We start from the raw sequence: 21,327 nt of genomic DNA, 5'->3' as shown, positions 1-21,327 counted from the left end.
GTGCGAGGAATCGGGGCGCGCGGCGATACCCGAACCCGGGTGCGGGCGGCATCGGCGCTGGCGACAGCTATGGTCATGGCTCGGACCACCGGGGCGTTCTACGTCATGGGTGGTGTGCTGGGTCTGCTGATTACTGCGATCGCCCCGGGCGAGGAGGGTAATCGGCCGCTGGTCGGCACGGCTGCGGCGATTGCGCTGACGCTCGGACTCACCCTGCTCGCGTGGGGTCCGCGGCTGCCGCACTCCGTCCATCACGGGTACGTCGCCATCGCGACGGTGCTGGTGACGGTCGCGGTCTACGCCTTCCCCAATACCGTCGGCGCGATCAGCCTCGCCGCCTTCTATGTCTTCGTCGCCTGTGACGCCGCGCTGTTCTTCGCGTGGTCGCAGGCCGCCGCGCACATCGCCTTCGCCATGGTGCTGTGTCTGTGGGTATTGCCCTTGCGGCCGGTGCATCCCGGCTTGCCGTGGTGGTCCGGGTTGATCCCGGCCGGGGTGACCCTCGGCGTCGGCGTGGTCGTCGGCATCCTCACCCGGATGGCGTCGGAAGCCGATATCGACGTGCTGACCGGCCTTTTGAACCGGCGCGGCTTCGATCGCGCGCTCAACGCCGCGATCGAGCAGGCCACCCGCACCGGCCAGGGGCTCGCGCTGGTGCTCGTCGACCTCGACCGCTTCCAGAAGATCAACGACCACCTCGGCCACCGGGCCGGCGATGCCGTGCTGCAGCGGGTCGCCGACACCTGGTCGAAACTGCTTGCGCCGGACCAGCGCCTGGCCCGCTACGGCGGCGACGCGTTCGCGATGCTGCTGCCGAACACCACCGAGCAGGCCGCCATCCTGCTCACCGAGCAGTTGCGCGCGGCGGTGACCACCGGCTGCTCGGCGGGCGTGACCTCTTGGCAGCCAGGCGAATCCGGTTCGCTGCTGGTGAGCCGGGCGGACGTCGGCCTGTACCGGGCCAAGCAGGCGGGCCGCAACCGGACGGTGCTCGAGTCCTCGCGCCAGCTGCCGCTCGCGGTGGAATTGCGCGAGGCCATCGACCGCGGCCTGCTCGACGTGCACTACCAGCCGATCGTCAGCCTCACCGAGGGCGGCGGCAAGGCGGTCGGTGTCGAGGCGCTGCTGCGCTGGTCGTCGAGCGCGCAGCCGGACGTCACCACCGAGGGCCTGATTCGGGTCGCCGAGGAATACGACCTCATCTCCGATCTGGACGAGCTGGTGCTGCGCCGGGCCTGCGCGGACGCGGCGCGACTGCAGGACACCTTCGCGCAGCTCGATCTGACCTTGAACGTGAACGTCAGCGGTTTGGAGCTGGCCGAGGCCGGCTATGCGGACCGTGTCGCGGGCATCCTCGCCACCACCGGCTGGCCGGCCGAGCAACTGGTGCTCGAGGTGACCGAGAGCGAGCTGGCCGCCGAATCGCACACCGCCATCGCGAATCTGCACACCCTGCGCGACCGTGGCGTGCGCATCGCCATCGACGACTTCGGCACCGGGTACTCCTCGCTCAGCAGGCTGGCCACGCTGCCGAGCGACATCCTCAAGGTCGATCAGTCCTTCGTCGCCGCGATCCGCTCCGACTCCCCGGCGCCGCCGCTGCTCGGCGTGATCGCCGCGCTGAGCAGCGCGCTGGACCTGCAGGTGATCGCCGAAGGCGTGGAGACCGAATACCAGGCCGCGGTGCTCACCGAACTCGGCTTCGCCCTCGCGCAGGGTTACCACTACAGCGACTCGCATCCAGTGGCGGACCTGATCAGCGACCTCAACGAGAACCACGGACGGGTCGGGCCAGGCACGATCGGCCGGGAGCTCGACGACGGCGATTCGATGCATGCCGCCAACGGTTGGCTGCCGCTCGGATAACTGCTTGACGTGGCCTATCCGGGCTCGCATGCTCAACAACATGCGTTTGATCGTCTACGTCTGTTGATCTGTCGGATGGGTGCTCGCCCGGCTGACGGGTAGCGCCGCCACGCACAGTCTTCATCCACGTTCGTCCCCGCTCCGGGTGCCGACGGTTCCGTCGCTGCGCTCGCTGACGATCCGCGCCGTGCTGTTCAAGGGCATCGGCGACCTGATCCCGCTGTACGCGCTGTACTCCCTGCTGTTCGCCGACCATGGGCTGAGTACCGGGCAGATTTCGTCATTGTTCGCGATCTGGTCGACCACGGCGTTTCTGCTCGAGGTGCCGTCCGGTGCGTGGGCGGACACGGTGTCGCGACGCGCGCTCCTGGCCCTCAGCGGTGTCCTGCTGACGGCCGGATTCGCCCTGTGGACCCTCCTCCCGACCTACCTGGGCTTCGCCGTCGGATTCGTACTGTGGGGTGCCGCAGGCGCTTTGGTGTCGGGCACCTTCGAAGCGCTCTTGTACGACGACCTGGCCGCTCGCGGCGAGCAGTCCGCTTACGCCCGCATTCTCGGTTACACCCGCGCGGCCTCGGAAACCGCGATAGTCGTCGGGATCGTCGCCGCCACACCGTTGTACCTGTGGGGTGGGTACGCGCTGATCGGTTGGTCCAGCGTCGGATTCGCCGCACTGCATACGATGATCGCGATGTCGTTCCCCAGCGCGCCGAAGGTGGTCTCCGCCGCTGAAATCGATGAACTGGAAGACGAAGAGACGACACCGGCAGCCAGATCATCGGCGGATAGGGGCACCTCGCCGCCGGATGATCGTGCGGCCGAGCCGAATCGGGATGTCAGCACTGACGGTCTCGCAACGACGGTTGGTGATCGAGTCGTATCAGGCGACGCCGACGCGAAGCATCGGCGTACGGCGGGACCGTTCGCCCGTTACCGCACCATGGTGAAGACCGGTGTCGGAGAAGCGATTCGAGTACGCGCGGTGCGCAACGGCGTGTTGCTCGGCGCTGTGTTGTTCGGTATCACCGCCTTCGACGAGTACTTCGCCCTGCTCGCCGAGTCGGTCGGTGTGTCGACCGCGGTGGTGCCGCTGCTCGTCGGCCTCACTGTCCTCGGTTCGCTGGGCGGCTCGGTCCTGGCCGGACGCACCGAAGGCATGTCCGGCCGCACGATGGCGATCGCTGTCTGCCTCGGCGGCGTGCTGTTCCTCGGCGGCGCACTGATCGCCGGACTCGCCGAACACCGCCCGAACGCCGTGTATGTCCTGACCGGCCTGGGTTTCACCGCGATCGGCCTCTCCTACGGCATCGTCTACAACGCCGGTGTCGTCGCCGGCGCGCGTCTGCAAGACGCGATCGAAGGCCCGGCCCGCGCCACCGTCACCTCGGTATCCGGCCTGCTCGGCGAGGTCGTCGCCCTGGCCGTCTTCGCCTTCGCCGCGCTCGCCACCACCTGGTGGTCCATGTCCACCACCCTCGCCTTACTGGGCGCGACGATGCTCCCGATCGCCTTGCTGACCCCGTCCTGGCTACCGCCGAGGCCTCCCGGCTCGGGGCCGACCGAATGAGCCACCTCTTCCGCCCGGAGGGGCGGCCGTGTGCTTTCGTCGAGCGGGGCATGGCGATGCTGCGACTCGGCCGATGCCGAAGCCTGGTCCCGTTCGACGACTAGTCGAGCGGCGCGCCGATGAGATGGCTTGCGGTGAGCAGGAATTGGTCGGTGGAGCGATCGATCAGCGCCGCGCGGGTGACCGGGAGCGTGCCCGCAAGCCAGCTGTTGGTGGTTTCCCAGAGGCCGCCGAGCAGGTGGGTGGCGGCGAATTCGGCTTGGTCACCGGCACTTTCGACCACTTCGGCGCCCACCTCGTCCGCGCACACCGCCATCATGATGCCCGCGAACGAGCGCATCACCTCGGCTCTGCGCATCAGCAGGGCCGGGTTCAGCTGCGCCTCGACGGTGGCGATGCGGGCCTTGCGCGGGTCGTCGGCGATCAGGTCGATAGCCGCGGCGATCGCCGCCCTGGTCTTGGCGCGGATATCGGTGGGCGTGGTGACGAACGCGGTGACCACCGCCTGCCCGATCTCGTCGACGATCCGGTCGAACAGCTCGCTGAACACCGCGTCGAGATCGCTGAAGCTCTCGTAGTAGTACCGCTCGGACAGCCGGGCCTGGCCGCACAGCCCGGACACGGTCAGTTTGGCGAAACCCGAGGTCCCGATGATTTCCTGCGCGGCGTCGAGCAGCGCGGCGCGCCGCCGCGCTCTGCGCTGCTCGATCGGCACGCCGCCATAGGACCGCGAGGTGGTAGCCATCCGAACCATTCTGGCATACATCCTTGCCAGATATCCGATTCTGTGGGACGGTCTTGTCAGAATGCTCGACCGCGAACCTCGATCCGACGGGTGAAGTGCAATGGCGCATGACAACCAGAAACTGCCCACTCCGCAGCTGTTCACGGAGTTCCCGTACAAGTACGCCGTGCCCGTGCTCGCACCCGGCGACCTGAGCTGCACCGCCGCCCAGCGCGACTCCTTCCGCCGATTCACCACCGTCGGCGACCCGCTCGCCGACGCCATGGTCGCGATGTTCAAGCAGCTGCCGGTCGGCGAGGGACGCCGGATGTTCGAGGTCGCGGTCGAACGCGGCATCGCCGCCGTACCGGACGCCCCTGCGGAACTGGCCGCGTTCTTCGAACAGGTGGAAGCCGATCCGTACTGGCTGGATCGGGAGAAGATCGACCGCGGCGCCCGCGTCGTCGGCCGCACCAGCGTCTGGGGTGGCATCGCGATGGGCATGTTCGCCCTGATGGGCGGCTACCTGGCCTCGCGCGCGGACAAGACCCTGGTCGGCACCGGCGATCTCGACGCGATGGCGCCGCGCCGCCTCGCCGAAACCACCCAGTGGTGGCTCGACGTGACGACTCCCGGTGGCCTGCAACGCAATGCGGTCGGCTACAAGAGCGTGCTGCGGGTGCGGTTGATGCACGCGCTGGTGCGCGCGGGCATGAACCGGCGGCCCGACTGGGACTACGAGGCGTGGGACCATCCGATCAACCAGGTGCTCACCGTCGGCACCCTCGGCCTGTTCTCCATGGCGAATCTCGTTGGCGCCCAGGCACTCGGCCTGCAGTTCTCGGCCAAGGAGAAGGACGCCGTCTTCCAGCTCTGGCGCTACGTCGGGTTCCTGCTCGGCGTCGACCCGGAGATCCTGCCGACCTGCGAGACCGACACCTGGCGCGCCTTCTGGATCCTCGCCGACACCGAATTCATTCCAGACGCCGACTCCCAGCGCCTGGCCCAGGCCCTCATCCCCGCGGCGGGCGGCCTGTTCGTCGGCGACACCACCGCCGCGCAGCGCGCGCTACGCCGGGTGATCACCGCCTACATGGTCGCGTACAGCCGAATCATCCTCGGCCCCAGCAACGCCGACTTCCTAGGTCTGCCCGACAGCAGATTCTTCCAGAGCGCCGTCATGGCCACCGCCGTCGTCAACGGCGCTCTCGAGCTGCCCCGCCGCATCCTCCCCGGCGCCACCCGCTTCCACGAAAACCTCGGCGCCCGCCTCCGCACCCGCCTGGTCCGCGGCTCCATCGCCCGCAACGGCGGCGACCGCACCTACGCCCGCCACGACACCTACGCCACCCGCCCCGCCCTGCGCGCAGGCTGACCCGCAGTCGCCTCGACCCAGCCACCCTCCGGCCCTGCGCACGAACTGTTCCGGCGCGCGCGAATTTGCCGGCGATCTCGCGCGCGGCAAGCAAATCCATGCGCGGCGCGCGCGGCTCGATGCGATGGATGCTGACTGGGGAGTTCCGACTGGGCCAGGGGTGCCTCGGTGTGCGGGTGTGCGGCGGTAGCGTGCCGAGGGTGACCGCGCGGGTGAGGTTGGGGCTGGGGTTCGGGTTCTGCATCGGTGCGGGAGTGGCGGTGCAGGGGCGGATCAATGGTGCGCTCGGGGCGCGGCTGCATGACGGAATTGCTGCGGCCACCATTAGTTTCGGGTCTGGTCTGTTGATTCTGGGGATCGCGTTCGCGTTCAGTGGTCGGCTGCGTGGTGGTGCGGCGAAGGTTCGGAAGGCGCTGTCGGCGGGGACCTTGCGGCCGTGGCATCTGCTCGGTGGGCTTTGTGGTGCGTTCTTTGTCGCGTGTCAGGGGCTTACTGTCGCGGCGATCGGTGTCACCGCGTTCACCGTCGCGGTTGTAGCGGGTCAACTCCTGAGCAGCCTGGTGGTCGACCGCCTCGGCGTCGCCCCGAGCGGTCGAACTCCGGTCACCGCGTTGCGGTTCGGTGGTGCCTCTCTCGGCGTACTCGCGGTACTGATCGCCGGGGTCGGCCGCTCGGGCGCACCGGCAGGAGCTCTCTCGGTCCCCGACTCGCTGCGCGGCGCACCGACCGCACTGCTGATCATCCTGCCCGCCTTGGCGGGCATCGGGCTGGCCTGGCAGCAAGCGGTGAATGGTCGCGTCGGCGAGGTCGGCGGCTCGCTGTCCGCCACCTTGGTCAACTTCTGCGTCGGCCTCGTCGCGTTGGTCGTGATCGAGGGCGTCGTGCTGGTCGGCTCCGGCCTCCCCGACGAATTCCCCACGCAGCCTTGGCTCTACCTCGGCGGCCTAATCGGCGTCGCCTTCATCGCACTGGCCGCGATCACCGTCCGCTGGATCGGCGTCCTCCTACTCGGCCTGACTTCCGTGGCTGGCCAACTCCTGATGTCGATCGCTCTGGACATCGCCGCTCCAACCAGCGCGGGCTTGTCCGTCACGGCGGTAGTAGGCAGCGCCTTGACCCTGGTCGCCGTCGGCGTCGCCACCCGCTCCCATACCTGACGCCGCAGCGCCTTAGTCGGACCCGGCGAGGTGTGCCGCTCATCTGGGTGCGCCATGAGGCTCCACCGACCAGCCTTATGCGCGCGAACCGACCCCGGCCGGTGCGTGGTGCTCAACCGCTGACGGGCTCGTCGCACCATCGATTTTAGGCCGGAAGTAGTTCTGCCGATTCGTCTTTCAGCGGTTTGCCGGTGTGGGATCGTGCGCTCATGCTGATCGAATACGGGGTGTGGATTTCGCGGCTGGTGGTCGGTGTGCTGTTCGGGTTGTCGGCGGTGGGGAAGCTGGCGGATCCGGTCGGCACGCGGAAAGCGGTGGGGGAGTTCGGTATTCCGATACGGAGGGTGGCGACGGTGGCGTGGGGGTTACCCGCGCTCGAGGCGCTGGTCGCCGTCGCCGTGCTGGTGCCGTGGACGGTTTTGCCTGGAGCTCTGCTTGCGCTGCTGTTGCTGGTCGTGTTCACGGTGGCGGTGGCGCGGCTGTTGCGACGCGGGGAGCGCCCGGCCTGTTCGTGTTTCGGCGCGATGAGTGCGGCGCCCATCGGGGCACGGACGCTGGTGCGCAACGGAGTCTTTCTCGTGCTCGCGCTGCTGGTCGCGTGGGGTGCGGTTGCCTGTCCCCGGGTGCCTGCCGCGCTGCCGACCGACGATGCGGTCTGGCTCGCGGTGGCGGCGGCGCTGGTCGCGGTGCTGGCGTGGCTGTGGGGTGAGGTGCACGCGCTGCGCAAGCGGGTCGATGAGCAAGCGTTGTCGACGCTCGGCGCGGAGGGCTTGCCGGTCGGCGCGGTCGCCCCGGAGTTCTCGCTGCTCGATATCGCCGGTGGCAGAACGAGTTTGGCGTCGCTGCTGGAGCGGGAACGTCAGGTGCTGCTGGTCTTCGTCCATCCGGGCTGCGAGTTGTGCGCGGCCTTGGCGCGCGAGCTGCCGCGCTGGCAGGAGCGCACCGAGCGGGTGCTGACCATCATCGTTGTCGGCAACGGTGACGCCGCCGAACACGCCGAATGGGGCCGTGACCAGGGCCTCGCCGATATCCCGGTACTGGTGCAGCAGGGCAACGAGGCGGCATTGCGCTACCGCGTCCGCGGCACCCCGTCGGCGGTGCTCATCGATGCCGAGGGCCGGGTGGCCGCACCCGTCGCCAGGGGCGCGATCGCTGCCAGAGAGCTGATCGTGCAGGCAAAAACGGTTGTCCGGCGTTGATCACCCGCTGAATCGGGATTCTGGTACGCAACACGCACTCGGTAACACCAAGCTCGGCCGCTTGTTGCGACGCATACGGGGCGGTCCTCTAATTATGTTGCCGCGCAATCGATTTCGCCGGAAATAGGACATAGCGACTGGCTACCATCGAATGGCAAGGCTCCATCGGTCGATTCATCGAGGTGAAATATCATGGCGGACTTCGCATTCACGGACTACTCCGGCAAGGAATTCGTTATCCGATTGACCAACGAGCAGCGCATCGCGGAAGCGCGGCGAATCCTGTCCGGCGACGAACAAATGTCGATCCATGTCATGGGCAAAATCCGGAAACGGACGGCCGACTACAACCCCGGCTGGAGTTTCCATATGGACCCGGACACGATCAGCTTCTTCACCATGGCGATCGAAGTCTGCGACTCCAGCATCACCTACACCGAGGATTACCTGGACGAGGCGTGCGGCGCGTTCCTGCCCGGCTGCTTCTGGTGTCCGTGGTCGTCGAAACTCACCAGGGAGCTGACAAACGCCTGACCACCGTCGATAAGGAAGTGCACGCCGGGTCGGCAGCGCAGGCCGCCGACCCGGCGTGTGGCTCAACTCAGCTTGCGCGACCGCAGCTCGTGACCCTTGGACGTCTTGCACCGTCCTGATTCCAGATCCCACTGCCAACCATGCAGATTGCATGTCAGCGTGTTTCCTTCGACCACACCGAATTTCGACAGATCCGCCTTGAGATGCGGGCAGCGGCGCTGCACTTCCCACCCGGCCAATTCGGTCGAGGCGGAATCGTCGTGCGCCTCGGAGAACCAGCCGTCGGCGTAGGCGATGCGTTCGTCGGTAAGACATTTGAAGAAGGTGTAGAGGAATTCGTTGTAGCCGCCGATCCGCCACGCCTGGAAACGGGTGGACAGGAAAATGGTGTTCACCCAGTCGGGTTCGTTGTCCCGCAGCACGGTACGCACCAATTCGGGGGCGATGCGGAAACCGTAGCGGTACTTGCCTTCTCCCTCGATGGCGCCGCGCACCACGCGCTTGGGAAAGTCGAGCACCACGGTCTCGTCGCCGATCACCAGGCCCACCGGATAGCCGATGCCGTCGCAGATCAGGTCGCTCTGCGCCATGATCGGCTCGAACAGCTCCTTCAGCGGTTCCAGCAGCGGCCCGTCACCCGTTGCCCAGGAAGCCTTTTCGGCCGCGAGCACCGGCGCGAGGCGCTGTGCCATCAGCTCGATGTATTCGGCCTTGTTGTCGTAGACCAACCCCGGCTCGAACGGATGGGTCAATTCCAGCTCGGCCCCGCGCACGTCGGCGACGGACCCGGGGATCATCAGGATCCCGCCCTCGTTGCCGTGGATCCGCATCTGGTCCAGGAACACCATCTGGTCCGGGAAGATATTGCCCTCGTCGCCGCGATCGTCGTTCAGGTAGCGCAGCTCGTCGTCCAGGAACACCGGCGGCCCGGCCGACGGCACCACCCAGGTGGCCCCGACCTGCTCGATGTAGCTGCGGCACCGGTCCATGCCGCGCTGGCGCTTCTGCTTGCCGAAGTTCGACTTGGTCCGGCTCGGGATGTCGTAGACCATCGGATACCAGATGGCGCCCGAGTACTGCAGCAGGTGGATGTCGATGTGGCCGAACGAGTCGTGCAGCACGTCCATGTCGACCGGGCGGGCGTCGTTCATGTTGAAGCAGGTGGTCTCGCCGTCGGAGACGACCAGCCCGGAGTCGCCGATCGGCCCGTCGGCGGGCGCGCGCAACGCGATGATCATGATGTCGAGCTCGGCGCCGTTGCCGGTGATGGTGTGCTTGACCGAGTCCTCGGTCTCGAAGAACTTGTGGAAGCCGAGCTTCTCCAGCTCACGCTTCAGATCCGGCACCGGATAGTCCGGCAGCAGCACCGTCGCGTCCTTGTTGACGTGCTTGGCCAGGTTCTCCGCGTCGAAGTGGTCGCGGTGCAGATGCGAGACGTAGAGGAAATCGCAATTGCCCAGCTCGTCCCAGTCCAGCTGGGTGTTGTCGGGAAACGGGAACCACGAACCGAAGTACGCGGGGTTGACCCAGGGGTCACAAAGGATCGACCCCGCCGCGGTGCGGATGTGGAATCCGGCGTGTCCGACGCTGGTGATCTGCACGAGCTGCTCCTCCTACCGTTACCAGCCATCCAGGGTAATGGCTGTATGGAACTACCAGGCGCTCGCGGTGCCGATGGCGAGCGGGTTAAGGGGAGACGTCGCCGATGCAGTAGCCCTGCGTCCCGGAGGTCAGGGTGAAGGTGCGGGTCTGGGTCGCCCCTGCGGCGTTGGTGACCGGAGCGAAGACGGCGATGTAGTCCCCGCGCAGTGGTTCGGATCGGATCTCCTGGTCGGCGAACTTGGTGACGCCGGTCAGCTTGCCCGGGTTGTCGGCCAGCGGCGCGGCAATCGACTTGCCGGTGCCGGTGGGATCCCAGGTCGCCGGGGACGCCTTGCAGACCAGCGGGTAGGTGCCCTCTTTGTCGGCGGCGTCGAGCGGAGTGCCGACCAAGCGGGACAGGTAGCGCCGGACGGTGTGCCTGGCGTCGGCGTCGTCGTACTCGATGTCCGCGCCCGCCGAGGCGACGCGGGGGCAGGCGTAGCCGGTGTCGAGCGCGGCCCGGTCGACGGCGACGGTAGTGGTCCGAGACTTCCAGGTGATGGTGTCCTGCGTCGCGGTGCCCGGCTGGGCGAGGGCGGCCAGGATCGGCTGCTCGTCGGCGTACATGGTGGCCACGTTCTTCGGCGCGATGGTCCAGCACTTGGCCTGCAATTGAGCGACGGTGCTCGTCTTCAGATCGGCGGCCCAACGCTGCACGGCGGCAGGCAGTTCGGCGACCGGGCCGACCGAGGGAGCCGTCGAGGTGGTGGTCGGCGCCGGGGTGCTCTGGGGGGACGGGACAGCGGCCGCCGGCGTCCCGATCGAGGCCGTGGTCTTTTCCGGTTCTTCGTTCGGAATGCCGACCGCCGAGTCGCATCCGGCAAGGACCAAGGCTCCGGTGATCGCCAAGCCGCCCGCCAATACCCGTCGGGCACCCGACCTGCGCTCTAGTCGTGAGGTGGTCGCACGGATCGCGGCCGTAATCGGGTGGCCGGGGGAGTCGGGCGCTGTCCTGCCGAGGTGATCCGGTGTTGTCCGGTCGCGTCCAGGTGGATTCAGATGGGCGCTTGGCACTTCGACGATCCTCTTCTCTACAGCGTGCGACGGGCCGATCGAGCCGCCCAGCCCCGGTGTGACCCATAAAGCAGCGGCCCACTGCCGGATGGGACAGTCAGCGACTACGCTAGCGGAATTGTGGAACCCGTCTACCGGACGATCATCGGCCTTGCCCGTACCGTCTTCTTCGTCGAAGGCCTGAAGTTCACCGTCAAGGGCGCTGAACATATCCCCGCGCGGGGTGGTGCCGTGCTCGCGGTCAACCACACCGGATACATGGACTTCACCTACGCGGGCCTGCCGGTGCGCACGCCCAAGCGCTACATCCGGTTCATGGCCAAAAAAGAGGTCTTCGACGACAAGATCTCCGGCCCGATCATGCGTGCGCTCAAGCACATTCCGGTCGACCGGGGTGCGGGCGCCGACTCCTATAAGGCCGCGGTCGAATACCTGCAGCGCGGCGAGCTCGTCGGCGTGTACCCCGAGGCGACCATCAGCCGCAGCTTCGAGATCAAGGACTTCAAGTCCGGCGCCGCCCGGATGGCCATCGAGTCCGGCGTGCCGATCATCCCGATCGTCATCTGGGGCGCGCAGCGGGTGTGGACCAAGGGCTTCCCGAAGCGGCTGGGGCGCACCAATACGCCGATCTCGATCGCCGTCGGCGCGCCGATCGCCCCGTTCGAGCCGGCATCCGAGCTGACCGCTCAACTGCGCACGACCATGCAGGAGATGCTGCTCGACCTGCAAAAGGACTACACCCACGAGCAAGGCGCGTACTGGGTACCGGCCCGGCTCGGCGGCAGCGCTCCTACCCTGGAGGAGGCCGACGCGCTCGATGCCGCCGAGGCCGCGGAAAAGGCAGCTCGGAAGAAAACAGCCTCGTAGTAGCGGAGATTCGGATGGCGCGGGAACCGGTTTACGACATCCTCACCGGCTTGGTTCGCACCATTTTCCGGTTACAAGGGCTGCGGATCGACATCGCCGACCAGCACCGGATTCCGAGTGCGGGCGGCGCGGTGCTGGCCGTGAACCACACCGCGTACCTGGACTTCATGGAGGTCGGACTAGTCGGCCGCAAGTCCGGCCGCAACGTCAGATACATGATGAAGGCCGAGCTCGAGCACGGCATCGTCGGCTTTCTGATGAAGCACTGCAAGGCAATCGGCGTCGACCGAACGGCGGGCGCCGAATCCTATAGTCGCGCCGTGCAAGCGCTGCGCGACGGCGAGCTCGTGGTGGTCTATCCCGAGGCGACCATCAGCCGCAGCTTCGAACTGAAGGACTTCAAGTCGGGCGCCGCCCGGATGGCGATCGAAGCCGACGTCCCGATCATCCCCGTCGTCATCTGGGGCGCCCACCGCGTCTGGACCAAGGACATCCCGAAACAACTCGGCCGCCACCGATTCCCGATCAACATCCGCATCGGCGCCCCCATCCCACCCGCCGACCCCCCAGAAACCCTCACCGCCACCCTCCACACCCACATGACCGCCCTCCTCACCACAGCCCAACACGACTACCCCATGGACCCCGGCGCCCGCTGGGTCCCCGCCCGCCTCGGCGGCACCGCCCCCACCCTCGCCGAAGCCGCCGTCCTGGAACAGGAAGAACTAGCCCGCCGCCGAGCCAAGTCTCAACGCCAAAACCCCTGAGCGCGTGCGGTCGAGCCCCAGGGTGGCGCGAGGGCCGATACTGCCGAAATCAATCTGCACGTCCGGTTCCGCGAGCCGCGGAGCAGTGATCGACGCGAACGAGCCGAACCGACTGACTCTTGATCAGCGGGCTCAGGGTTCGAGGCACCTAGTATTCGCTTTCTTCGTTTTGAATACGCTGCCGGATGCCGTCGACGGTGCGGTCCTTCGGGATCCGTTCCGGCCACAGAATCGCCGCCAGGCTGACAGCCAGTGGCAGCGCGAACACGATGACCCATCCGAGTGTCAGCCATCCGCCGCTCATCGGATCTCGATGTCGCGCACGTCGATTGGGTCCACGTCGATCAGCAGTGTGGTCAAGGTCGCCAGGACACTGGTCACGTCGGTGGCCGGTTCGACGTTGTCGTCCAGCTCGACCGGCCAGCCGTCCGGGCCGACCAGCGACCAGGACCCGTCGCTGTGCTGGAGGTACTGCGGACCGTCCTCCGGGGCCAGCGCCAGCTTCCGGGCGTTCTCCTCGTCATCGTGTCGTGCGGGAAGTCTCACGGCCTGCCCCTTCCGCCGTCAGGGTTAATGGGCACCCGCCGCCGGGGAAGCGTTCGATACCCGGCGGCGAGGCCATGAAAAGGACGCTAGGCGTGTGCTTTTGGGCCCTGGGCCCCGCTTGCTGTCCACAACCGTCTACAACGAAGGTGACGCACGGCTACCGTGGGTCGTATGGACCCCGGCGGGGAGAACGTCACCGGTGAGCGGCTGCGTGCGGCGCGCGAGGCGGCCGGACTCAGCTTGTCCGCCATGGCGGCGCGCACGCACTACAGCAAGGCGTTGCTTGGGCTGCTGGAGACGGGGCAGCGCACTGTCAGAGCCGAGCATGTGCGCACGTACGCCGATGCGCTGGGAGTTGGCTCGGCCCTGTTCGTCGAACCAGCCGATGGCGAACGGGCGGCGGCGGAATGGATGCAGCGTGCGGCGGCCTCGGATATCGGAGGCGACACCCTTGAACGGCTCGAACTCGCTGTTGACGACCTGGCCTCTGCTTATCCCACGACTGCGCCGGGCGAATTGCTCGTGCGCATCCGCCGGCATCTTGGTTACGCCGGACGACTCATGGACTCCCGCAAGACCTTGACCCAGCACCGCCGGTTACTCGTCGCGGTCGGCTGGTTGTCGCTGCTGGGTAGTACCTGCCATGTCGACCTGGGCGACATCCCCGCCGCAGCGGGCCGTGGGCACCTGGCGTGGAAGCTGGCCAACGAAGCGCAGCATCCGGAGATATCGGCCTGGTGCCTCGAGACGCGCGCTTGGCAGCTACTGACCGCCGGAGAGTTCACCGCCGCCGCTGAACTGTCGCGGGCAGCACAAGCCATTGCCCCGGCGGACAGTTCGGTCCACATTCAGGCGACGGCTCAGGAGGGCCGCGCGCTGGCGCGACTCGGAGACAGCACTGGCACGTACGGCACGCTGCGCAGAGTCGCTCGGCTGGTGTCCGGGCTCAGCGCTCCCGACCGGCCGGAGCATCATTTCCGGTACGACCCTGCCAAGTCGGACGCCTATGTGGCTACCACCCTGGCTTGGCTCGGCGATCCTGCCGCCGAGCCCTACGCCCGGCATGTCCTGACCGATCTGTCCGGCGCGACCTCCACCCGCCCGCGCCGGATCGCTTCGGCGAACCTGGATCTGGGCCTGGCCCTCGTAGCCGCCGACAAGCCCGATGAAGCTGCGGATGTAGCACTGGCGGCGGTGACCTCCGGACGTCTGGTTCCGTCGAACTACTGGCGCGTGACCGAGGTGGTCACCGGCATTGAGAATCGTGACACCGCTGACGCGGCCGTCGTGCGCGAAGCGTTCCGGGACACCTACCGGCCGTAGCGCCGCTAGACGCGGGTCCCGCTCGGCAGGAGTTGGAGTAGGCAGCGTCCTTTGAAATGGCGGTCAGGAGTTGTGTCCATGGGCGACCGGAAGTCGGCGGTCAGATGTGGTCGAGGGGGCGGCAGGGGGAGGGGGTGGGGACGGCGCCGCGTAGGAATGAGCTCGGGGGGACGCCCATGAGGGTGCGGAAGTCGGCGGTCATGTGGGATTGGTCGAAGTAGCCGTTGTCGGCGGCTAGTCGGGCGAGGGACGTTGTCGGCTTGTAATCGCCGGTGGAAGGCAGTTGCGCCGACGGTGTGCTTCGCGCTTGTGCCAGGATGCGGCGCACCCGATCGATGCGCGCGAAATGTTTGGGGGAGACGCCGATTCCGGCGGTGAACAGGTTGCGGAGGTGGCGTTCGCTGACGGCGAGGTCGCCGGCCAACGCACTCATGGAGCGGCCGGTCGGATCCGCCGACAGCGCCGTGATGGCCGAGCGAAGCACCTCACGTTGCGCGCGTCGTGTTGCGTCCTCGGAAATGCGTTGCGGCAGTGTATCTTCCAGGAACTTGAAGACCTCGTCGGCTCTCAGCTCGATCAGCTCGTCGGCGAGATCGGCGGCGACGCCGGGCAGGTCGGCGAGGCGGATGACCCGATCGGTGAGCAGTGCGGCGGGCACGCCGAGCAGCGGCCGGGCCGCGCCGTGCGCCAAGCGCAGTCGCAGGCACGACGCGGGCTTACTCGGATGGGAGTAGAGAGCCTTGGTCTGCGGCCCGATGACGAGCGCCTCGCGGGGGCCGCCCTCCTGCGAGCGCAGCACGATCGTGGTCGCGGCCTGCGGGATGTGCGCGAACGACTCGGCCAGGTCCCGCACGGTCGGAATGCGCCCGAGTTCGGTGAACCACGGCCGCAACGACTCCGGCGCGGGGACCGTCGTCTCGACGAGGTCGGCGGTCACGACGGGCGCCGTGCGCAGCATGGTGGTCACCGAATCCACTGTAGGCACTCGGCAGCGCGGCGGCTGTGCCGAAATTTCCTAGCGAACCCGGTGGTCCGGGCGGCAGCGTTGGGCTCATGATTCTGATCACCGGTGCCACGGGCACCATCGGCAGCGAAATCGTCCGGCAGTTGGTGGCGCGCGGCGAGCAGGTCCGGGCCGTCACCCGCGATCCGGCGCGGGCCCAACTGCCCGCAGGCGTCGAGGTGGTGCGCGGCGACTACCACGACCCGGCCTCGATCGCGGCGGCCGCGAAAGGCGTCGACGCCGCGTTCATCGTCGGCATCCTCGGTCCCGAATACGTCGACGCCGACCGCGCGCTGATCACCACCGCGCGCGACGCCGGCGTCCAACGCATCGTGAAGCTCTCCGCCATCGGCACCGGCGAGGACGCGGTCGGCCGGATCGGCACCTGGCATCTGCCCGGCGAACAGGCGGCCCGCGCGAGCGGCGTCGAATGGACCATCCTGCGTCCCAGTTCCTTCGCCTCGAACACCCTGAGCTGGGCCGACGCGATCCGCAACGGCCAGCCCGTGCCCAGCATGACCGGCAGCGGGCAGCAGGGCGTCGTCGATCCGCGCGACGTCTCCGCGGTCGCGGTGGCCGCCCTGACCTCGTCCGACCATGCGGGACAGATCTATACCCTCACCGGCCCGGAGCTGCTGACCAGCGCGGACCAGGTGGCCGTGCTGGCCGAGGTGCTCGGCCAACCGCTGGAAGTCGTCGACGTACCGAACGAGGCCGCCCGCGAACACATGCGCGCCGCCGGGCTGTCCGAGGCGTTCATCGACGGCGCTCTCGCAGGTCAGGAGTATGTCCGCAGCGGCGGCAACGCCATCGTCACCGACGACCTCCGCCAGGCCCTCGGCCGCGCCCCACGCACCTACGCCGAGTGGGCCGCCGACCATGCCGCGGTGTTCCGCGAAGCGCCGACGGCTGCTGCTCGTGGCCTCGGAACTATCGCGTAGCTACGCGTTGTCTGCGCCGAATCACCGGCTGTGAATCGGCTGGCAATTGCGCGGGAGGTTGCCGAGAGTTCCGCTTCGACCATTGTGGAGTGCTGTTGGGCGGCAGTAACTTTCGCTTGCTGATCAATGGCTCTATGGAAGGTCGAAATCATGCTTGCTCTGCTCGCCCTATTGGGTGCGACTGGTAGCGCCGCCGCGGCGTGGGGTACTGGAAGTGCCGCGATGGCATTGGGAAACAGCGGCGTCCTGCAGTAGCCCGAAGCGCCGAACGGGACGGCACCATTGGGTGCCGTCCCGTCGGGTTTCCGGGGCTACTGCGCGGTGGAACGGAACGTGCGCAGCCGCAGGCTGTTGCTCACCACGAAGACCGACGAGAACGCCATGGCGGCGCCCGCGAGCATCGGGTTCAGCAGACCGGCCATGGCCAGCGGGATGGCGGCGACGTTGTAGGCGAACGCCCAGAACAGGTTGCCCTTGATGGTGCCGAGGGTCCGGCGGGACAGCCGGATCGCATCGACCGCCGCGCGCAGATCGCCACGAACCAGCGTGAGATCGCTGGCCTCGATGGCCACATCGGTGCCGGTGCCCATGGCCAGGCCGAGGTCGGCCTGAGCCAGGGCCGCGGCATCGTTGACGCCGTCACCGACCATCGCGACGACCCTGCCCTCGGCTTGCAACCGCTTGACCGTCTCGACCTTGTCCTGCGGCAGCACCTCCGCGATCACCTCGTCGATGCCGACCTGTGCGGCGATCGCCGCGGCGGCGGCCGCGTTGTCGCCGGTCAGCATGATCGGCGTGAGCCCGAGCGCCCGCAACTGCGAAATCGCTTGGGCTGAGGTCGGTTTCACCGCATCGGCGACGACGAGCACGCCGCGCGCCTTACCGTCCCAGCCCACCGCCACCGCGGTCTTACCCTCGGCTTCGGCGGCCTGCATGGCCCGCTCCAGCCCGGCATCCAGGTGCTGTGCCCAGTCGGCGAGCAGCCGAGCCCGCCCGACGATCACCGCGCGCCCGTTCACAACGCCCTGCACCCCGAGGCCCTCGATATTCGCGAAGCCGTCGACCGCCTGCAGCGCACCGACTTTGTCCCTGGCACCCTTGGCGATCGCCTGCGCGATCGGGTGTTCGGACGAATCCTCCAGCGCCCCAGCGAGAGCGAGCACCTCGCCGCTGTCTTCACCAACGGCCGCAACGACATCCAGCAGCGTCATCCGGCCAGTGGTGACGGTGCCCGTCTTGTCCAGCACCACGGTGTCCACCCGCCTGGTCGATTCCAGCACCTCGGGACCCTTGATCAGGATGCCGAGCTGCGCGCCGCGACCGGTGCCGACCATCAGCGCGGTCGGCGTGGCCAGCCCGAGGGCACACGGGCAGGCGATGATCAGCACCGCGACCGCGGCGGTGAAGGCCGCCGCGACGGAACCGCCGGTGCCGAGCCAGAATCCGAGCGTCGCCACCGACAGTGCGATCACGATCGGCACGAAGATGCCGGAGATCTGGTCGGCCAGCCGCTGTGCCTGCGCCTTTCCGGTCTGCGCGTCCTCGACCAGCTTCGCCATCTGCGCCAGCTGGGTGTCCGAGCCGATCCGGCTGGCACGCACCACGATTCGCCCGCCGACGTTCACCGTGGCGCCGACGACCGCGTCGTCGGTCCCGACCTCCACCGGCACCGACTCGCCGGTCAGCATCGAGGCGTCGACCGCCGAGGAGCCGTCCACGACCACGCCGTCGGTGGCGATCTTCTCGCCGGGACGAACCACGAACTGATCGCCAACGGCCAACTGCTCCACCGGTATCCGCTGCTCGGTCCCGCCGCGCAGCACCGAAACCTCTTTGGCGCCGAGCTCGAGCAGGGCTCGCAGTGCCGCACCGGCGCGCCGCTTGGACCGCGCCTCGAAGAAGCGTCCGGCCAGGATGAACGTGGTGACGCCCGCCGCGGCCTCCAGGTAGATGCTGCCGGTGCCGTCCATCCGGGAGATGGTGAACTCGAACGGGTGCTTCATGCCCGGCATGCCTGCGGTGCCCCAGAACAGCGCGTACAGCGACCAGCCGAATGCGGCGAGCGTGCCCATCGACACCAGGGTGTCCATGGTGGCGGTGCCGTGGCGCAGATTGGTCAGCGCGGCCCGGTGGAACGGCAGCGCGCCCCACACCACGACCGGCGCGGCCAGCGTGAGCGACAGCCACTGCCAGTTGGTGAACTGCAGCGCGGGGATCATCGCCATCGCGATGACCGGCACCGTCAGCACCAGCGAGACCAGCAGCCGGGTGCGTAGCGCGGCGGTCGGATCACTCTCGGCCGCAACGGTTTCCGCGACCTTCGGGGCGGGCAGTGTCGCACTGTATCCGGCCTGCTCGACCGTCGCGATCAGTTCCGCAGGCGAGACATCGCCGGTGACATCGACGCGAGCCTTCTCGGTCGCGTAGTTCACCGTCGCGGTGACACCGTCGAGCTTGTTCAGCTTCTTCTCGATGCGATTGGCGCAGGACGCGCAGGTCATGCCGCCGATCACCAGTTCGACCTGCCCGATGGCGGGTGGTTGTGCCGTGGTGGTCATGGTGTGCTCCATTCTGTGCGGCACGGTAGTGGATGCGGGGGCGGCCCCGCGACGATCAGTGGCTGTGCGCCGGTTCCGGTGCTGGTGAGCCGTGTCCGCTGTGCGCCGGTTCCGGGGTGGGTGCGCCGTGTCCGGTGTGCGCCGGCTCGGGAGTGGGCGCGCCGCCGTGCCCGTCGTGTGTCCCGGGCTCGGCCGTCGCGGTGCCCTGGCCGGCAGTCACGGTGAATTCGGCCGTGCGGACCACTCCTTCGTGCTGGACGTCGAGGAACAGGCGGTAGTTGCCTGCGCTCGGCGCGGTGACGTAGAAGGTGATGCCGGGTCCGGCCGGGGTGACGCCGTCGCCGGGGTGGCCGTCCGGGTGGACGTGCAGATAGGCGAGGTCGGCGGTGCGCAGCGCGACCAGGTGACCGTACGCCGCCAGGTAGGGCTGCAGGTCGGTGACCGGCTTGCCGTCCCGGCTCACCGACAGCGTGACCTTCGAGGCCTGGCCGGCGGCGACGGTGCCGTCGAGGGTGACCGTGTAGCCGCCCGCGGTTGTGGTGGTCGACGCGGCAGGCAGCGGCTGCGGGTCGTAGTTGCCCGCGACTCGCAGATCGGCGGCGAGGGTGAGGTTCTGGCCGCCCTCGGGGATGAAGTCGGCGGACACTCGGTAGTCACCCGCGCGGGTGAGATCCAGTGGGACGCTCCAGGTTCCGTCGCCGCCGAGGACGGGGTGCACGTGCTGGAAGGCGACCATGTCGCGCCGGACCACGATCAGGTGCAGGTCCTTCTCGTGGTTGGGCTGGTAGCGGGTGACCGGTGTGCCGTCCTGGTTCAGGATGCGGAAGCGGAGCGGGACGTTCGGCGCCGCGGCGGTCAGCGCGGTGTCGAGCCGCAGGGTGTATCCGCTTTCGGTGGTCATCATTCCTCCGGGTGTCTGGTCGGTGCGGGCGGCGGGCTCGTCCGCATGAGCGTGTGATTCGGGAGCGGCGGGATCGGGGCCGATCGCCGCGCCGGTGGCAATGGCGATCCCGAAGACGGCGGCCAGGCAGAGGGCGAAGCCGGCGAACTTGGTGGATGCGTTCATCGGATGCTCCGTTTCCGGGTGGTCGCGGCGTCAGCCTGCGACGGCGTAGCCGGCCTGGTCGATGGCGGCGACGATCTCGTCGCGCTCGATCGAACCGGCGCCTTCGACGGTGACTCGGCCGGTGGGCAGGTCGACCGTGACGCCGTCGACGCCATCGATCCGGCCGATCCCGTCGCGCACTCGGTTGGCGCAGCCGCCGCAGGTCATTCCGGTAACGGTCACGGTGATCGCGGTGCTCATGGTGTCTCTCCTTCTGCGGCGACGGCCTCCGCCGTGCTCCTGAGAATTACCATACCCCCCTAGGGTATTTCGTCAAGACGGAGTTTCGCGGCGTGCGGCGTGCGCCTGGTCACAGTCGGACGAACAGGCTGGTTGGGGCCATCGCGGGACGACCAACGGACATGAAAAAGCCGTCGCCCCGGGGGATCAGGGCGACGGCTCGTGCTGTCGGTCGGGTCAGCCCGCGTGCAGCTTGCGGGCGGTGGGAGAGGCCTCGGTGTCGGCGGGGTCGGGGTGGGTGCCGAAGAGGCGGTCGGCGGTGCCAGAGGTGGTGACGGTGAACCAGTAGTGCTCGTTCTTGTAGTGATGGTGGCGGTGGTTGCGCCAAACCGCCCGGTAGAGCGAGCCTTTCGGCTTGTAGTCGGTGTGGATGAGGTAGTGGGTCCACTCGTAGCCGAGGCCCAAGACCGTGATGGTGAGCAGGAAGGTCAGGCCGAGGCCGAGGCGGGGAAAAGCGAAGACGCCCAGCGCGATCAGGACGACCACCAGCACCGACAGCGTCTTGGTCGGGATGAAGATCAGCGGGATATCGCGCGGATCGACATGGTGCTCACGATGTTTACGCGCCAGCTCGCTGTCGATCGGGATCGGGCCGAGTTGCCTTGGCCGCCAGTGCAATACGGTGACGTGCGCGATCCATTCGAAGACCGGGAACACCGCGAGCATCGCCGCGGGCACCAGCGCGTCGGTCAATTGCCAGTCGCCGACCAGGATTCGGCCGATCAGCGCCGCGATCAGGGTGAGGCCGATGAGCCATGGCGAGGGATGGCGCAGGAACTCGCGGAAGGCCGCGCCGAGCGTGAGGCCGCGGCGCAGTGCTGGTTCGTCGTTGCGCACCCGCGCACGGGCGTTCGCCTCCACCGAATCCGGCTCGGAGGAATGGGGTTTCGTCATCGTGAT

20 protein-coding genes are annotated in these 21,327 nt (G+C 68.0%); 10 read left to right on the top strand and 10 right to left on the bottom strand.

Translation table 11 applies throughout. The features are described 5' to 3' along the window. Both ACIBK2_RS41330 and ACIBK2_RS41325 read left to right on the top strand, forming a co-directional pair. The gene (locus tag ACIBK2_RS41330) at positions 1 to 1,866 is read left to right on the top strand and encodes a putative bifunctional diguanylate cyclase/phosphodiesterase (protein ID WP_396975922.1); all 1,866 of its coding nucleotides are present in this window, start codon (positions 1 to 3) and stop codon (positions 1,864 to 1,866) included. 145 nt (positions 1,867 to 2,011) lie between these two features. Next, entirely contained in the window at positions 2,012 to 3,433 is a 1,422-nt protein-coding gene (locus tag ACIBK2_RS41325; RefSeq protein WP_396975920.1) for an MFS transporter, read from the top strand. Between the two features lie 100 nt (positions 3,434 to 3,533). On the opposite strand, the gene ACIBK2_RS41320 is transcribed toward ACIBK2_RS41325, so the two are convergent. Beyond that, on the bottom strand, positions 3,534 to 4,178 hold the full coding sequence (locus ACIBK2_RS41320; RefSeq protein ID WP_396975918.1) for a TetR/AcrR family transcriptional regulator: 645 nt from the start codon (positions 4,176 to 4,178) through the stop codon (positions 3,534 to 3,536). A gap of 100 nt (positions 4,179 to 4,278) precedes the next feature. Here ACIBK2_RS41320 and ACIBK2_RS41315 point away from each other — a divergent pair, with 100 nt between their 5' ends. The 4 genes from ACIBK2_RS41315 (at position 4,279) to ACIBK2_RS41300 (ending at position 8,422) form a co-directional block, all read left to right on the top strand. Beyond that, the gene (locus ACIBK2_RS41315) at positions 4,279 to 5,532 is read left to right on the top strand and encodes an oxygenase MpaB family protein (RefSeq protein WP_396975916.1); all 1,254 of its coding nucleotides are present in this window, start codon (positions 4,279 to 4,281) and stop codon (positions 5,530 to 5,532) included. A gap of 200 nt (positions 5,533 to 5,732) precedes the next feature. Further along, entirely contained in the window at positions 5,733 to 6,689 is a 957-nt protein-coding gene (locus ACIBK2_RS41310) for a DMT family transporter (protein ID WP_396975914.1), read from the top strand. A gap of 209 nt (positions 6,690 to 6,898) precedes the next feature. Continuing rightward, on the top strand, positions 6,899 to 7,888 hold the full coding sequence (locus ACIBK2_RS41305; protein WP_396975912.1) for a MauE/DoxX family redox-associated membrane protein: 990 nt from the start codon (positions 6,899 to 6,901) through the stop codon (positions 7,886 to 7,888). A 192-nt stretch (positions 7,889 to 8,080) separates the two neighbouring features. Next, positions 8,081 to 8,422 carry a calmodulin gene (locus tag ACIBK2_RS41300; protein ID WP_396975910.1) on the top strand — a complete coding sequence of 114 codons (342 nt, stop codon included), beginning with the start codon at positions 8,081 to 8,083 and terminating at the stop codon, positions 8,420 to 8,422. Between the two features lie 62 nt (positions 8,423 to 8,484). Here the strand turns inward: ACIBK2_RS41300 and ACIBK2_RS41295 are convergent, their stop codons facing one another. Together ACIBK2_RS41295 and ACIBK2_RS41290 are read right to left on the bottom strand one after the other, a co-directional pair. Next, positions 8,485 to 10,023 (bottom strand): Rieske 2Fe-2S domain-containing protein, encoded by a 1,539-nt coding sequence (locus ACIBK2_RS41295; RefSeq protein ID WP_396975908.1) that lies wholly within the window; start codon positions 10,021 to 10,023, stop codon positions 8,485 to 8,487. A gap of 85 nt (positions 10,024 to 10,108) precedes the next feature. After that, positions 10,109 to 11,077 carry a hypothetical protein gene (locus ACIBK2_RS41290; protein ID WP_396975906.1) on the bottom strand — a complete coding sequence of 323 codons (969 nt, stop codon included), beginning with the start codon at positions 11,075 to 11,077 and terminating at the stop codon, positions 10,109 to 10,111. A gap of 120 nt (positions 11,078 to 11,197) precedes the next feature. Here ACIBK2_RS41290 and ACIBK2_RS41285 point away from each other — a divergent pair, with 120 nt between their 5' ends. Together ACIBK2_RS41285 and ACIBK2_RS41280 are read left to right on the top strand one after the other, a co-directional pair. Next, complete coding sequence (locus ACIBK2_RS41285; protein WP_396975904.1) at positions 11,198 to 11,944, top strand: lysophospholipid acyltransferase family protein; 747 nt, start codon at positions 11,198 to 11,200, stop codon at positions 11,942 to 11,944. A 14-nt stretch (positions 11,945 to 11,958) separates the two neighbouring features. Continuing rightward, positions 11,959 to 12,711 (top strand): lysophospholipid acyltransferase family protein, encoded by a 753-nt coding sequence (locus tag ACIBK2_RS41280; protein ID WP_396975902.1) that lies wholly within the window; start codon positions 11,959 to 11,961, stop codon positions 12,709 to 12,711. A 148-nt stretch (positions 12,712 to 12,859) separates the two neighbouring features. Here the strand turns inward: ACIBK2_RS41280 and ACIBK2_RS41275 are convergent, their stop codons facing one another. Continuing rightward, complete coding sequence (locus ACIBK2_RS41275) at positions 12,860 to 13,015, bottom strand: hypothetical protein (protein WP_396975900.1); 156 nt, start codon at positions 13,013 to 13,015, stop codon at positions 12,860 to 12,862. Beyond that, entirely contained in the window at positions 13,012 to 13,257 is a 246-nt protein-coding gene (locus ACIBK2_RS41270) for a hypothetical protein (protein ID WP_396975898.1), read from the bottom strand. The genes ACIBK2_RS41275 and ACIBK2_RS41270 overlap by 4 nt, the downstream gene beginning before the upstream one ends. Positions 13,258 to 13,428: 171 nt before the next feature. On the opposite strand from ACIBK2_RS41270, the gene ACIBK2_RS41265 reads away from it, so the two are divergent. Then, the gene (locus ACIBK2_RS41265) at positions 13,429 to 14,580 is read left to right on the top strand and encodes a helix-turn-helix domain-containing protein (RefSeq protein WP_396975896.1); all 1,152 of its coding nucleotides are present in this window, start codon (positions 13,429 to 13,431) and stop codon (positions 14,578 to 14,580) included. Between the two features lie 100 nt (positions 14,581 to 14,680). On the opposite strand, the gene ACIBK2_RS41260 is transcribed toward ACIBK2_RS41265, so the two are convergent. Then, the gene (locus ACIBK2_RS41260) at positions 14,681 to 15,547 is read right to left on the bottom strand and encodes a hypothetical protein (protein WP_396975895.1); all 867 of its coding nucleotides are present in this window, start codon (positions 15,545 to 15,547) and stop codon (positions 14,681 to 14,683) included. Between the two features lie 86 nt (positions 15,548 to 15,633). Between ACIBK2_RS41260 and ACIBK2_RS41255 the strand changes: the two genes are divergently transcribed. Then, positions 15,634 to 16,524, top strand: coding sequence for an SDR family oxidoreductase (locus tag ACIBK2_RS41255; RefSeq protein ID WP_396975893.1), 891 nt, complete (start codon positions 15,634 to 15,636; stop codon positions 16,522 to 16,524). Positions 16,525 to 16,835: 311 nt separating this feature from the next. Here ACIBK2_RS41255 and ACIBK2_RS41250 read toward each other — a convergent pair whose 3' ends face one another. The 4 genes from ACIBK2_RS41250 to ACIBK2_RS41235 all read right to left on the bottom strand — a co-directional run bounded on the left by ACIBK2_RS41250 (position 16,836) and on the right by ACIBK2_RS41235 (position 21,321). Further along, the gene (locus tag ACIBK2_RS41250; protein ID WP_396975892.1) at positions 16,836 to 19,082 is read right to left on the bottom strand and encodes a heavy metal translocating P-type ATPase; all 2,247 of its coding nucleotides are present in this window, start codon (positions 19,080 to 19,082) and stop codon (positions 16,836 to 16,838) included. Positions 19,083 to 19,137: 55 nt separating this feature from the next. Continuing rightward, complete coding sequence (locus ACIBK2_RS41245; protein WP_396975890.1) at positions 19,138 to 20,148, bottom strand: hypothetical protein; 1,011 nt, start codon at positions 20,146 to 20,148, stop codon at positions 19,138 to 19,140. 30 nt (positions 20,149 to 20,178) lie between these two features. Then, the gene (locus ACIBK2_RS41240) at positions 20,179 to 20,388 is read right to left on the bottom strand and encodes a heavy-metal-associated domain-containing protein (protein WP_396975888.1); all 210 of its coding nucleotides are present in this window, start codon (positions 20,386 to 20,388) and stop codon (positions 20,179 to 20,181) included. 216 nt (positions 20,389 to 20,604) lie between these two features. After that, entirely contained in the window at positions 20,605 to 21,321 is a 717-nt protein-coding gene (locus ACIBK2_RS41235) for a sterol desaturase family protein (protein ID WP_396975886.1), read from the bottom strand. Positions 21,322 to 21,327 lie beyond the last annotated feature (6 nt).

Source organism: Nocardia sp. NPDC050175 (genome assembly GCF_044459885.1).
GTDB lineage: Bacteria > Actinomycetota > Actinomycetes > Mycobacteriales > Mycobacteriaceae > Nocardia.
Note: the sequence above shows the minus strand (reverse complement) of the source record. Positions and strands in the feature narration are given on the sequence as shown.